Annotated in this window: 12 protein-coding genes and 1 tRNA gene; 10 read left to right on the top strand and 3 right to left on the bottom strand. The window is 63.0% G+C overall.

Translation table 11 applies throughout. The annotated features are described in order from the left end of the window. From mltG to IMX18_RS16940, 9 genes are all read left to right on the top strand, one after another. The gene (gene mltG / locus IMX18_RS16980) at positions 1-1,203 is read left to right on the top strand and encodes an endolytic transglycosylase MltG (protein ID WP_015269413.1); all 1,203 of its coding nucleotides are present in this window, start codon (positions 1-3) and stop codon (positions 1,201-1,203) included. A gap of 9 nt (positions 1,204-1,212) precedes the next feature. Then, positions 1,213-1,845 carry a dTMP kinase gene (gene tmk / locus IMX18_RS16975; RefSeq protein WP_023661450.1) on the top strand — a complete coding sequence of 211 codons (633 nt, stop codon included), beginning with the start codon at positions 1,213-1,215 and terminating at the stop codon, positions 1,843-1,845. After that, positions 1,838-2,824 carry a DNA polymerase III subunit delta' gene (locus IMX18_RS16970; protein WP_015269415.1) on the top strand — a complete coding sequence of 329 codons (987 nt, stop codon included), beginning with the start codon at positions 1,838-1,840 and terminating at the stop codon, positions 2,822-2,824. Before tmk ends, IMX18_RS16970 begins: the two co-directional genes overlap by 8 nt. 30 nt (positions 2,825-2,854) lie before the next feature. Continuing rightward, entirely contained in the window at positions 2,855-3,637 is a 783-nt protein-coding gene (locus tag IMX18_RS16965; protein ID WP_013971582.1) for a TatD family hydrolase, read from the top strand. Positions 3,638-4,039: 402 nt separating this feature from the next. Further along, a complete protein-coding gene (locus IMX18_RS16960) occupies positions 4,040-4,675 on the top strand; it encodes a TetR/AcrR family transcriptional regulator (protein ID WP_003260720.1) in 636 nt (211 codons plus the stop codon). 209 nt (positions 4,676-4,884) lie between these two features. Beyond that, on the top strand, positions 4,885-5,853 hold the full coding sequence (locus IMX18_RS16955; protein ID WP_015269416.1) for a GTP 3',8-cyclase MoaA: 969 nt from the start codon (positions 4,885-4,887) through the stop codon (positions 5,851-5,853). A 66-nt stretch (positions 5,854-5,919) separates the two neighbouring features. Then, positions 5,920-6,525: a DUF4823 domain-containing protein gene (locus tag IMX18_RS16950; protein WP_013971585.1), complete on the top strand. Its 606-nt coding sequence runs from the start codon at positions 5,920-5,922 to the stop codon at positions 6,523-6,525. Positions 6,526-6,535: 10 nt separating this feature from the next. Next, entirely contained in the window at positions 6,536-7,096 is a 561-nt protein-coding gene (locus IMX18_RS16945) for a DUF1285 domain-containing protein (RefSeq protein WP_015269418.1), read from the top strand. A gap of 184 nt (positions 7,097-7,280) precedes the next feature. Next, complete coding sequence (locus tag IMX18_RS16940) at positions 7,281-7,667, top strand: cupin domain-containing protein (RefSeq protein ID WP_217190340.1); 387 nt, start codon at positions 7,281-7,283, stop codon at positions 7,665-7,667. Here the strand turns inward: IMX18_RS16940 and IMX18_RS16935 are convergent. The 3 genes from IMX18_RS16935 to IMX18_RS16925 all read right to left on the bottom strand — a co-directional run bounded on the left by IMX18_RS16935 (position 7,640) and on the right by IMX18_RS16925 (position 10,375). Continuing rightward, a complete protein-coding gene (locus IMX18_RS16935) occupies positions 7,640-8,926 on the bottom strand; it encodes a cytidine/deoxycytidylate deaminase family protein (protein ID WP_217190297.1) in 1,287 nt (428 codons plus the stop codon). The genes IMX18_RS16940 and IMX18_RS16935 overlap by 28 nt on opposite strands. A gap of 114 nt (positions 8,927-9,040) precedes the next feature. Continuing rightward, positions 9,041-9,116 (bottom strand) — tRNA-Asn (locus IMX18_RS16930). 62 nt (positions 9,117-9,178) lie between these two features. Then, positions 9,179-10,375: an amino acid aminotransferase gene (locus tag IMX18_RS16925; RefSeq protein WP_015269421.1), complete on the bottom strand. Its 1,197-nt coding sequence runs from the start codon at positions 10,373-10,375 to the stop codon at positions 9,179-9,181. Positions 10,376-10,663: 288 nt separating this feature from the next. Here IMX18_RS16925 and uvrB point away from each other — a divergent pair, with 288 nt between their 5' ends. Then, a complete protein-coding gene (uvrB, locus tag IMX18_RS16920; protein ID WP_015269422.1) occupies positions 10,664-12,679 on the top strand; it encodes an excinuclease ABC subunit UvrB in 2,016 nt (671 codons plus the stop codon). Positions 12,680-12,769: the final 90 nt, after the last annotated feature.

Below are 12,769 nucleotides of genomic sequence, written 5' to 3'. Positions count from 1 at the left end.
GTGAGACGTAAATTCCTGCTGCTGCTGGAAATGGGCTTGATCCTCGCCGGCCTTGCCGTGGGCTGGTCGGCCTGGAAGGTCAACTCGGTCCTGGAGCAGCCTCTGCACGTGACGCAGGAGCGCCTGCTGGACGTGCCCAATGGCACCACCCCCAACCGCATGTTCTATCGCATGCAGAACGAAGGGTTGCTCGACGACGCCGTCTGGTTGCGCCTGTACTGGCGTTTCAACATGGCCGGCACCCCTCTGCACACCGGTGAGTATCGCCTGACCCCCGGCATGACCGTGGAGCAGCTGTTCGATGCCTGGCGTCGAGCCGACGTGGTGCAGTACAACCTCACCCTGGTCGAAGGCTGGACCTTCCGCCAGGTGCGCGCGGCCGTGGCCAAGCATGAAAAGATCAAGCACACCCTGGACGGGCTGTCCGATTCGGAAGTGATGGACAAGCTCGGCCATACCGGGGTGTTCCCTGAAGGGCGCTTCTTCCCGGACACCTATCGCTTCGTGCGCGGCATGACCGACGTCGAGTTGCTGCAGCAGGCCTATATGCGCCTGGACGAAGTGTTGGCCAAGGAGTGGGCCGAGCGCACCACCGACCTGCCATACCGCGACCCGTACCAGGCGCTGATCATGGCTTCACTGGTGGAGAAGGAAACCGGCATTCCTCAGGAGCGCGGGCAGATCGCCGGCGTTTTCGTGCGGCGCCTGCGCCTGGGCATGATGCTGCAGACCGACCCTACGGTGATCTACGGCATGGGTGAGCGCTACAACGGCAAGATCACCCGCGCCGACCTGCGCGAGCCGACGCCCTACAACACCTACACCATCACCGGCCTGCCGCCGACCCCGATCGCCATGGTCGGTCGCGAAGCGATTCACGCGGCGCTCAACCCGTCCGATGGCACCAGCCTGTACTTCGTCGCCCGTGGCGATGGCAGCCATGTGTTTTCCGACGACCTCGACGACCACAACTCGGCGGTGCGCGAGTTCCAGCTCAAGCGCCGTGCGGACTACCGCTCCAGCCCCGCGCCGCAATCGCAGCCAGAGCAACAGACGCAACCAGGTGCCGACGAGGCCGAACAACCCGAAGCCCCTGCCGACGAGTCTACCGTGCAGCCAGCGCCCGACCAGCCGCCTGTGCAGGACGCCCCAGCCGGCGGCGCGCAAGCGGCCGAACGGCCGATGTCTGACGAACAACATTAAGGACTGCCTGTGAGCGGCTTGTTTATTACTTTGGAAGGCCCCGAAGGCGCGGGCAAGAGCACCAACCGCGACTACCTGGCTGCGCGCCTGTGCGAGCAGGGCCTGGACGTAGTGCTGACCCGTGAGCCCGGCGGCACGCCGCTGGCCGAAAAGGTGCGTGAGCTGCTGCTGGCGCCCAGCGATGAAAGCATGGCGGCCGACACCGAACTGTTGCTGGTGTTCGCTGCGCGTGCCCAGCACCTGGCGCAGGTGATCCGGCCGGCGCTGGCCCGCGGGGCCGTAGTCTTGTGTGACAGGTTTACCGATGCGACATACGCCTACCAGGGCGGCGGGCGTGGTTTGCCAGTCGAGCGTATCGCCATCCTGGAGCAATTCGTCCAGGGCGACCTGCGCCCGGATCTGACTCTGGTCTTCGATCTGCCAGTCGAAGTGGGCCTGGCCCGCGCCGCCGCCCGCGGCCGCCTGGACCGTTTCGAGCAGGAAGGCCAGGCGTTCTTCGAAGCAGTGCGCCAGGCCTACCTGCAGCGCGCCGGTCGCGAACCACAGCGCTATACCCTGCTTGATGCCGCCCAGCCTCTGGAGGCGGTGCAGCGCTCCATTGATGCGTTGCTACCAGGCATCGTGGAGCGTTGCCGTGGCTGAGGCCTATCCCTGGCAGCAGGCCCTCTGGCAGCAACTGGCCGGCCGCAGCCAGCACGCTCACGCCTACCTGCTGCATGGGCCGCAGGGTATCGGCAAGCGGGCCTTGGCCGAGCGCCTGATGGCCCGCCTGCTGTGCCAGCAGCCCCAGGGCCTGGAGGCCTGTGGCGCGTGCAAGTCCTGTCTGCTGCTCAAGGCCGGCAGCCACCCGGACAACTTCGTACTTGAGCCCGAAGAAGCTGACAAGCCTATCAAGGTAGATCAGGTACGCGAGCTGGTGGCCTTCGTGGTGCAGACCGCGCAGCTGGGTGGGCGCAAGGTGGTACTGATCGAGCCAGTGGAGGCGATGAACGTCAACGCCTCCAACGCCTTGCTCAAGAGCCTCGAAGAACCCTCCGGTGATACCGTGTTGCTGCTGGTCACCCACCAGCCCAGCCGTCTGTTGCCGACCATCAAGAGCCGTTGCCAGCAGGTCGCCTGCCCGCAGCCCAGCCTGGCCCAGAGCCAAGCCTGGCTGGCCGGCGCGCTGCCCGACAGTGATGAGACCGAGCGCGACGAGTTGCTGACCCTGGCTGCCGGTTCGCCGCTGATGGCGGTCAGCTTGCAGGCGCAAGGCGTGCGAGAGCAGCGTGCGCTGGTCACCGACGGGGTGAAGAAGCTGCTCAAGCAGCAGCAATCGCCCAGCCAGCTGGCCGATGCCTGGAACGGTGTACCGCTGCTGCTGCTGTTCGACTGGTTCTGCGATTGGGCGCACCTGATCCTGCGCTACCAATTGACCCAGGACGAGGAAGGGCTAGGCTTGGCCGATATGCGCAAGGTGGTGCAGTACCTGGCGCAGAAGAGCCGCCAGGCCAAGGTGCTGGAGGTGCAGGCATGGATCCTGGAACAGCGCCAGAAGGTGCTGGGCAAGGCCAACCTCAACCGCGCCCTGCTGCTTGAATCGCTGCTGGCCCATTGGCTGCAGTTGCCGGGCGCCCGCTGATTTTCATTTTTTCATGTGTGTCGTTATCCCATGCTCGTAGATTCCCATTGCCACCTCGACCGTCTGGACCTGAGCGCCCACCAGGGCTCCCTCGATGCTGCCCTGCAGGCGGCGCGTGAGCGCGGGGTCGGGCATTTCCTGTGTATTGGCGTCAGTGCCGAGAATGCTGGTGCGGTGAAGGCGCTGAGCGAGCGTTACGCCGATGTCGATTGCTCGGTGGGCGTGCACCCGCTGGACCTGGCGCCGGGCGAAACGCCGGCGCTGGAATGGCTGCTGCGCGAACTGGCTCACCCACATGTGGTGGCGATTGGAGAAACCGGGCTGGATTACCACTACGAGCCGGAAGCAGCCGAGTTGCAGCAAGCCTCGTTCCGCCTGCACCTGGAGGCCTCGCGGCAGACCGGCAAACCGGTGATCGTGCATACCCGTGCGGCGCGTGCCGATACCCTGGCACTGCTGCGCGAGGCCAATCTGCCGCAGGCCGGCGTGCTGCACTGCTTCACCGAAGACTGGGACATGGCCAAGGCGGCGCTGGACCTGGGGTATTACATTTCGTTGTCTGGCATCGTTACCTTCCGCAATGCCGATGCCCTGCGTGAAGTGGCGCGGCAGGTGCCGGTCGATCGTTTGCTGGTGGAAACGGATTCGCCGTACCTGGCGCCGATTCCGTATCGCGGCAAGCCGAATTTGCCGCAGTATGTGCGTGAGGTGGCGGAGTACGTGGCTTCGTTGCGCGGGGCCAGTTATGAGCAGTTGGCCGAACAGACCACTGCCAACTTCAAGCGTTTGTTCCCGTTGGCGCGGGTGGCCTGACTCGAAGGGTTGCGGGTGAGGGCACCTAGCAGCCCACACGTAATCCCAAAAATGCCCCCAACGCCCCCCCCTCGAAACACCCAAAAAAAACCCGGGTTCTGGGGGGGGAATCCGGGTTAAGACCATTAGGAGTAAAACAAAGGTACGCGGTCCCTGAGCACCTTTATCGGCGCGCCACTTGGGGGGGATGCGCCGCGCCAACACTTCAAGTATTAGTCAGCTTTGGCGCAGTGCCAGTGCATATTGATCGATTTTTAAACAAATTTGGAATACGCCCACGTTTCATTCCTCCCGCAGCGCATGGCTATAAGCATCGTGAAACACAGACATGCTTGGATGATCCGTGCAATTTCTTGCAAGTTAGGCATAATAAACCGCTTCGATTGTCATCCAGTCCTTCCTATGCAGAAAGAACCTCGTAAGGTCCGTGAGTTTCGCCGTCGCGAACAGGAAATCCTCGACACCGCGCTCAAGCTTTTTCTCGAACAGGGAGAAGACAGCGTCACCGTCGAGATGATCGCCGACGCCGTGGGCATCGGCAAAGGCACGATCTACAAGCACTTCAAGTCCAAGGCGGAGATCTACCTGCGCCTGATGCTCGACTACGAGCGCGACCTGAACGCGCTGTTGCATTCGGCCGACGTCGATCGCGACAAGGAAGCCCTGTCGCGAGCCTACTTCGAGTTCCGCATGCGCGATCCGCAGCGTTACCGGCTGTTCGACCGCCTGGAAGAAAAGGTGGTCAAGGGCAACCAGGTACCGGAAATGGTCGAACAGCTGCACAGCATCCGTGCCTCCAACTTCGACCGCCTGACCCAGCTGATCAAGGGCCGTATCAGCGAAGGCAAGCTCGAAGACGTGCCGCCGTATTTCCACTATTGCGCCGCCTGGGCGCTGGTGCACGGCGCCGTGGCGCTTTACCACTCGCCGTTCTGGAGCAATGTGCTGGAGGACCAGGAAGGCTTCTTCCAGTTCCTGATGGACATTGGCGTGCGCATGGGCAACAAGCGCAAGCGCGACCCGGAACCTTCGAACTGAAGCATCCGCGTTCAGGCAATACGCAGTACCTGTAGGAGCAGCCTTGTGCTGCGAAAGGGCCGGTACAGCCAGCACACATCTGCATGGCTGTACTGGCCCTTTCGCAGCACAAGGCTGCTCTTACCTATTTCGGCGATGTGCAGGGCTTGCAAAAACCTGATTTATGAGTCAGGTTTTGCCAGCCCCCATCATCCATGCCGGAGTCATTCATGATCGTCGATCGTCAAGGCAGGCGTTTTCGCAACCTGCGCGTCAGCCTGACGGCTGCCTGTAACTATGCCTGCACCTACTGCGTGCCAGACGGCAAGCGCCTGGTGGCAGCACAGGACGAACTGTCGGCGGAGGCCCTGGCTCGTGGCGTGGCCTACCTGATCGAAGCCGCCGGCATCGAACGCTTGCGCATCACCGGCGGTGAGCCATTGGTCAGTCCGCGCCTGGATGCTTTCCTGGCCGCCGTGGCCAAGCTCGACCTTGACGATATCTCGATGACTACCAATGGCCAGTTGCTGGCGCGCAAGTTGCCCCAGTTGCAGGCGGCAGGTATCCGCCGATTGAACGTTTCCCTCGACACCCTCGACCCTCAGGCGTTCCGCCGTATTGCCCGGGGCGGCGACTTGGCCAGCGTGCTGGCGGGCATGGAGCGGGCCAGCGCCATGGGCATGCAGATCAAGGTGAACATGGTGCCGATGCGCGGGCACAACCTCGATCAGGTGCTGCCGCTGCTGGATTATTGCCTTGAGCGCGGCTTCGAACTGCGCTTCATCGAGCTCATGCGCATGGGCCACCTGGCCCGTGACCAAAACGTCTTCCTGCAGCAGTTCGTCGGCCTCGACCAACTGCTCGCACTGATTGCTGGCAAGCATGCCTACGTTCAGGTCGATGCGCCGCTGGACGCCACTGCCTTGCGTTATCAGGTGCCCGGCAGAGGCCACTTCGGCGTGATCGCCAACGAAAGCGTACCATTCTGCCGCACCTGCTCGCGGCTGCGCCTGTCCTCCACGGGCTGGCTGCATGGCTGCCTGTCGTCGGGCAATCGCCATTTCGTCGGCGACCTTCTGGAAAAACCGCGCCATCAGGCGCTGCCGGCGCTGCAGCGCTTGCTGGTAAAGGCCTTGGCAGACAAACAGGACCTGGCGTTTTCCGGCGATGTGATGGTGATGAAGGTGATTGGCGGCTGAAGCTGGCGCAAAAGCTGCATCCGCCAGCTATTCGCCGGTTTTTCGTCGCCGGCCACTGGAGGAAAGATGCGTAGCCTGGTTTTGCTGCTGGCGCTGATGGCGTTGGGCGGTTGCATGAATGTCAGCGATATGGGCGAGGGCGTCCGTTACCACATGAGCGATGCCGGTCTGCTGGACCACAGCGATACCCGTCGCACCCTGTCGATCCGCCTGCAGCCCGATTCGTTCATCTTCATCGGCCAGGGCGCGTTCGTGCCTCCGGGCAAGGGACCGGTGCCGCGGCAGAACGCGGTGGCCGAGCAGGCCTACAAGAGCTTCGTCGAATATTTCCCGCTGGTACGGCGTGCCCAAGGGCCATTGGGCCTGGAAGAGGCCATCGCCCAGGCCCGTTCGGTGGGTGCCGACTACGTGCTGTACACCCGCTTCGCGCGCACCGACGACCGCATCGGCAATGGCGACGAGTGGTATGACGAACAAGCGGTCGACCGCCTGGGCTGGGACACCGGCGTGGTGCAGATGATGCTCATCGAAACCAGTACCCGCTACCTGATCGACACTGCACGTATCAAGAGCCGTGGCGGTTTGTTGACGTTCCACGATAAAACCCCGGAGGATTTGCTTGGCGCGCCGATGCGCGAGTACGCTCGTAGCCTTCTGGGTGTGAGTGAATGAGGCAAGCGTGATGAGCGATTCCGGCAAGGCCAATGATCTTCTGGCGCAGATTCCCAAGGCCAAGGGCCTGCCGCCGGTACATCTGTGGAACCCGGACTTCTGCGGTGACATCGACATGCGCATCGCCCGTGATGGCACCTGGTATTACCTGGGTACGCCGATCGGTCGCAAGCCGATGGTGCGGCTGTTTTCCACCATCATCCGCCGCGATGGCGATGACTACTTCCTGATTACCCCGGTAGAGAAGGTGGGCATCCGCGTCGACGATGCGCCGTTCGTGGCCGTGGCGCTTGACGTGGAAGGTGAGGGTGAGCAGCAGGTGCTGCACTTCACCAGCAATGTCGAGGACCAGGTCGAAGCCGGGCCGGCCAACCCGCTGCGCGTGGTGATCGACGCTGTCACGCAGGAGCCATCGCCGTATGTGCTGATACGCAGCAATCTCGAGGCGCTGATTAATCGCAATGTGTTCTACCAGTTGGTAGAGCTGGCGGTGCCGCGCGAGATCGACGGGGAAGAGTGGCTTGGGGTCTGGAGCCACGGTGAGTTTTATCCGATCGGACGTAGCAGCTGAGATATCTGGTGCCTGCACCGGCTTCCTCGCGGGCTTGCCCGCGAAGAGGTCGGCACAGGCAATGATCGGCCTCTTGGTTTTTCCCCGAATTGGTCATTTGTCTCTCTGCCCCACAGGCCTAACCTGCAGGCAATTGCCATCCAGGAGAAGCCCCCATGAAACCGTTTAGCATCTCCTTTTCGCCCTGCTCGCCGCTCAAACCCCTGCCTGGGCGCACGGCGATGCTGCCGACCAGGTCAAGGTGCTGCAGCAGCAACAACCCTCGAACGCCCCCGGCAAGAGCGCCGTGATGCTCACCGTCAGCTACGCCCCCGGCCAGGCATCACCTGCGCATCAGCACCCGGGCGCAGTGATGGCCTACGTGCTGGAAGGGGCAGTGGTATCGAAGCTCGATCACGAGCCGGAGAAAACCTACAAGGCCGGTGAATACTGGTACGAAGCCCCGGGTACCGTGCACAGCGTGTCACGCAACGCCAGTCAGAAGCAGTCAGCCAGGTTGCTGGTCTGGAGCCTGGTGGATGAAGGCAGTGCGGTCACATTGCCCTATCCGGCAGCAGGCTCGGAGCGCTGAGCCTGCCCCAGCCGGGTTGTAACTTCCTGCATCAGGTTCGGGTCCAGTACCTGGCAAGGCGCAACCTGCACGTTGCTCGTGTAGAACGGCGGCAGATTTTGCGCCAGTCGAGCAACATCCTTGGCAGTGCAGCCTGTTGGCAGCAATACATATTGCAGGCTTGAGGGGAAGGACGGCGCGGTGTGCCGTTCCATGGTGGAGCCATACGCGCCAAGGGTCATGACCGCCTCGCTGTCGGCCGGGTCCGGAAAACGGAGCAGGACGAATGTGCAGAAACGGGGGTGGGTGAGATGCTGGTGTGCTTCGTGGCGGACCTGTGGGTCGTCATGGTTCATCAGGTTCCAGCGCAACGCGGCGTAGCTGCGAGTGGTCTCCATGAATGCAGTGCGAATGGGGGAGCGCGTTTCGTCACCGTTCAGGCAGGCCAGCAGATTGCCGAATGGGTCCAGCAAGGCTACGGCATTGCACCTATCTGCCGCGAGCGCTGTGTCGACCAATGGCTCGGCCAGTTCGATGCCGGGCAGCCGAGGGTCTGCACTTTTGCTGCGCAGGCTCCATGGGCTCAAGCCCGCCAGGGCCTGGCGTACCAGGCTCCGGCTGGGTAGGGTGATCGGGTCCTTCAGGGCAGATGGCGGGAGGCCGGCGTTGCTGCTTTCGTCGTGCACATGGTTCACGCTGGCCTCGAACAACGAACGGGTAAGGCACATCGTTGCGGCGTCGATGCGTTCGCCAGCGTAGACCGGCCCTTGCGGCGGCCCGACATAGTCGCGATCAAAAGGGCTGCCGACAGCATAGTAGCCCCACGTGGCTTGCGCGCGCAGACGAAGTGCGGCCGGCAGGCCGGGGAATTCGAAACGGCCGTCATGATTGACGCCGGCAAAGGTGTCGAGCGCACTTACGGCAACATTGAAGCCGGCAGTCAGCAAGGCGCCTGCGCACATGGCGCAGGGGTCGAGCGTGGTGATGACGGTCAGTTCATGCGTGGGGGGGAGGGCAAGGCGCTGCTGGTTGTCGAAATACCAGTCGACCAGCCGGCGCTCACCATGCCCCGTTGGGTCGCGGAGCCTGAATGCGGGTTGCGCCTGGCTGGCAGAGGGCTCCAGCACGCGGTTGTGCAGGGCGATCAGTACCTTTCCAGTGGCATTTTCGATGATGCAGCCACCCACGGCGAACGTTGCTTGTCGGCTTGCCAGGAGGGCCTGGTTGGCGGCGATTGCTACCGCTTGCTGAGCGTTCTGGGTGAAATCGTTGGCTTTCATGCTTGCCTGTGCTCGTCGAGGGATCTCGGACGATACAGCAGCCGTGCGCTGGCATGAGGGGATAAGTGCAACAAAAAACCTCCAGTGCTTGCGCATCTGGAGGTTTTCAATGTTTGGCTCCGCGACCTGGACTCGAACCAGGGACCCAATGATTAACAGTCATTTGCTCTACCGACTGAGCTATCGCGGAATCTGTGCGTATCTTACTGATTGCCCAGGGGAAGTCAAGCCACCCCTAGGCAAAACAATGAGTTACAGTACCTGCACGATAGCTTTGGTCACTACGTGGATGTTGCTCTTGTTCAGCGCGGCCACGGCGATGCGGCCGGTGTCCAGCGCATAGATGCCGAACTCGTTCTTCAGGCGGGCGACCTGTTCGACGGTCAGGCCCGAGTACGAGAACATGCCAACCTGGCGGCCAACGAAGCTGAAGTCGCGGTTGGCGCCATATTCGGCCAGCAGCGAAACCATCTGCTTGCGCATGCCGTGGATGCGCTCGCGCATTTCGGCCAGCTCGGTTTCCCACATCTGGCGCAGTTCGGCGCTGTTCAGCACGGTGGCAACGATGGTTGCACCGTGGGTCGGCGGGTTGGAGTAGGTGGTGCGGATCACGCGCTTGACCTGCGACAGCACGCGGGTGCTCTCGTCCTTGGAGGCGGTGACGATCGACAGCGCACCGACGCGCTCGCCGTACAGCGAGAACGACTTGGAGAACGAGCTGGACACGAAGAACTCCAGGCCCGACTCGGCGAACAGGCGCACGGCGAAGGCGTCTTCGGCGATGCCGTCACCGAAGCCCTGGTAGGCCATGTCGAGGAACGGCACGTGGCCCTTGGCCTTGACCACTTCCAGGACGTTCTTCCAGTCGTCCAGGCTCAGGTCGACGCCAGTCGGGTTGTGGCAGCAGGCGTGCAGCACCACGATCGAGCCGGACGGCAGGTTGTTCAGGTCTTCGAGCATGCCGGCGCGGTTGACGTCGTTGGTCGGCGCGTCGTAGTAGCGGTAGTTCTGCACCGGGAAGCCGGCCGATTCGAACAGCGCACGGTGGTTTTCCCAGCTCGGGTCGCTGATGGCAACCACGGCGTTCGGCGACACACGCTTGAGGAAGTCGGCGCCAATCTTCAGTGCGCCGGTACCGCCGACGGCCTGCACGGTAACCACGCGGCCGGCGGCCAGCAGTGGCGACTCGGCGCCGAACAGCAGCTTTTGTACAGCCTGGTCGTAGGTGGCGATACCGTCGATCGGCAGGTAGCCGCGCGAGGCGTGCTGGGCGGCACGCTGGGTCTCGGCTTCGATCACGGCGCGCAGCAGCGGAATGCGGCCTTCCTCATTGCAGTACACGCCCACGCCCAGGTTGACCTTGTCGGTACGTGGGTCGGCGTTGAATGCTTCGTTGAGGCCCAGAATAGGGTCGCGGGGTGCCAGCTCGACAGCGGAAAACAGGCTCATTGTTACCTTGGCTCTGATTGGAGTGTGATAGGACGTACACGCTCCAGCCCGAATGCACTGAAGCGGTGCACAAACGGGGAGTCAGTATAGTGATACCGACCGGTCACCGCGACAGTCCGGCATCGCTTTTCAGGTCATTTGCGCAAATATTTTTCGACCATTGGTCTAATTGCCGGGTCCACTGCAACAAGCGCTCACAGCTGTGCCTTGAAAGCGCCCCCCTGCGGGCGCATTTGGGTATAGACTACTGGCTAAATTTACAGTTGCTGCAACACCGCGAGGTCTGTCATGTCCGAGTTCCAGCTCGTCACCCGTTTCCAGCCGGCCGGCGACCAGCCCGAGGCCATCCGCCAGATGGTCGAAGGTATCGAGGCGGGGCTGTCGCACCAGACGCTGCTCGGGGTGACTGGCTCGGGCAAGACCTTCAGCATCGCCAACGTCATTCAGCAGGTGCAGCGGCCTACCCTGGTGCTTGCGCCGAACAAGACCCTGGCCGCGCAGCTTTATGGCGAATTCAAGGCATTCTTCCCCAACAATGCGGTGGAGTACTTCGTTTCCTACTACGACTACTACCAGCCTGAAGCCTACGTACCGTCGTCCGACACCTTCATCGAGAAGGACGCTTCGATCAACGACCACATCGAGCAGATGCGCCTGTCGGCGACCAAGGCGCTGCTGGAGCGGCGTGACGCGATCATCGTCACCACCGTGTCGTGCATCTACGGCCTGGGCAGCCCCGAGACCTACCTGAAAATGGTCCTGCACGTGGACCGTGGCGACAAGCTCGACCAGCGCGCGTTGCTGCGCCGCCTGGCCGACCTGCAATACACCCGCAACGAGATGGACTTCGCCCGCGCCACCTTCCGCGTGCGCGGCGATGTGATCGACATCTTCCCGGCCGAATCGGACCTCGAGGCCATCCGCATCGAACTGTTCGATGACGAGGTGGAGAACATCGCCGCCTTCGACCCGCTGACCGGCGAGGTCTTCCGCAAGCTGCCGCGTTTCACCTTCTACCCCAAGAGCCACTACGTCACCCCGCGGGAAACCCTGCTGGAGGCGGTGGAGGGCATCAAGGAAGAGCTCAAGGACCGCCTGGAATACCTGCAGAAGGCCAACAAGCTGGTCGAGGCCCAGCGCCTGGAGCAACGCACCCGCTTCGATCTGGAGATGATCCTGGAGCTGGGCTACTGCAACGGCATCGAGAACTACTCGCGCTACCTGTCCGGGCGCCCGGCCGGGGCGCCGCCGCCCACCCTGTACGACTACCTGCCGCCCGATGCGCTGCTGGTGATCGACGAATCCCACGTCAGCGTTCCGCAGGTCGGCGCCATGTACAAGGGCGACCGCTCGCGCAAGGAAACCCTGGTCGAGTACGGCTTCCGCCTGCCTTCGGCGCTGGACAACCGGCCGATGCGTTTCGACGAGTGGGAGGACGTCAGCCCGCAGACCATCTTCGTATCCGCCACCCCGGGCCCCTATGAGGCCGAGCACGCCGGGCGCGTGGTAGAGCAGGTGGTGCGCCCCACCGGCCTGGTCGACCCTCAGGTGGAAGTACGCCCGGCGCTTACCCAGGTGGATGACCTGCTGTCGGAAATCCGCAAGCGCGTGGCACAGGGCGAGCGGGTGCTGGCCACCACGCTGACCAAGCGCATGGCCGAAGACCTCACCGACTACCTGGCCGACCACGACGTGCGGGTGCGTTACCTGCACTCGGACATCGACACCGTCGAGCGGGTGGAGATCATCCGCGACCTGCGCCTGGGTACCTTCGACGTGCTGGTGGGCATCAACCTGCTGCGTGAGGGCCTGGACATGCCCGAGGTGTCGCTGGTGGCGATCCTCGATGCCGACAAGGAAGGTTTCCTGCGCTCCGAGCGCTCACTGATCCAGACCATCGGCCGTGCTGCGCGTAACCTCAATGGCCGGGCCATCCTGTATGCCGACAACATCACCGGTTCCATGCAGCGCGCCATCGACGAAACCGAGCGTCGTCGCGAGAAGCAGATCGCATTCAACCAGGCCAATGGCATCGTGCCCAAAGGCGTGGTCAAGGACATCACCGATATCATGGAAGGCGCCACCGTGCCCGGCGCGCGCAGCAAGAAGCGCAAGGGCATGGCCAAGGCAGCGGAGGAGAGCGCCCGTTACGAGGCCGAGCTGCGCACGCCGGGCGAGATCACCAAACGCATCAAGCAACTGGAAGAGAAGATGATGCAGTTCGCCCGCGATCTGGAGTTCGAGGCCGCGGCGCAATTGCGCGACGAGATTGCCCAGCTGCGCGAGCGGTTGATTACCAGCTGAAGCCTGGCGCGGGCCTTGTGGGAGCGGGCGTGCCCGCGAAGAATTCAACGCGGTGGCTGGCACCGGCTGCGCCGGTGTTCGCGGGCACGC

It is taken from the genome of Pseudomonas shirazica (assembly GCF_015168335.1).
GTDB classification, from domain to species: domain Bacteria; phylum Pseudomonadota; class Gammaproteobacteria; order Pseudomonadales; family Pseudomonadaceae; genus Aquipseudomonas; species Aquipseudomonas asiatica.
This window is presented reverse-complemented; position numbering and strand designations above follow the sequence as displayed.

What these genes read in the sequence shown, in the direction of transcription:
- IMX18_RS16965 (WP_013971582.1), top strand. Translation starts at nt 2,855, where the DNA reads ATGCTCGTAGATTCCCATTGCCACCTCGACCGTCTGGACCTGAGCGCC.
- IMX18_RS16960 (WP_003260720.1), top strand. Translation starts at nt 4,040, where the DNA reads ATGCAGAAAGAACCTCGTAAGGTCCGTGAGTTTCGCCGTCGCGAACAG.
- IMX18_RS16955 (WP_015269416.1), top strand. Translation starts at nt 4,885, where the DNA reads ATGATCGTCGATCGTCAAGGCAGGCGTTTTCGCAACCTGCGCGTCAGC.
- IMX18_RS16950 (WP_013971585.1), top strand. Translation starts at nt 5,920, where the DNA reads ATGCGTAGCCTGGTTTTGCTGCTGGCGCTGATGGCGTTGGGCGGTTGC.
- IMX18_RS16945 (WP_015269418.1), top strand. Translation starts at nt 6,536, where the DNA reads ATGAGCGATTCCGGCAAGGCCAATGATCTTCTGGCGCAGATTCCCAAG.
- IMX18_RS16935 (WP_217190297.1), bottom strand. Translation starts at nt 8,926, where the DNA reads ATGAAAGCCAACGATTTCACCCAGAACGCTCAGCAAGCGGTAGCAATC.
- IMX18_RS16925 (WP_015269421.1), bottom strand. Translation starts at nt 10,375, where the DNA reads ATGAGCCTGTTTTCCGCTGTCGAGCTGGCACCCCGCGACCCTATTCTG.
- uvrB (WP_015269422.1), top strand. Translation starts at nt 10,664, where the DNA reads ATGTCCGAGTTCCAGCTCGTCACCCGTTTCCAGCCGGCCGGCGACCAG.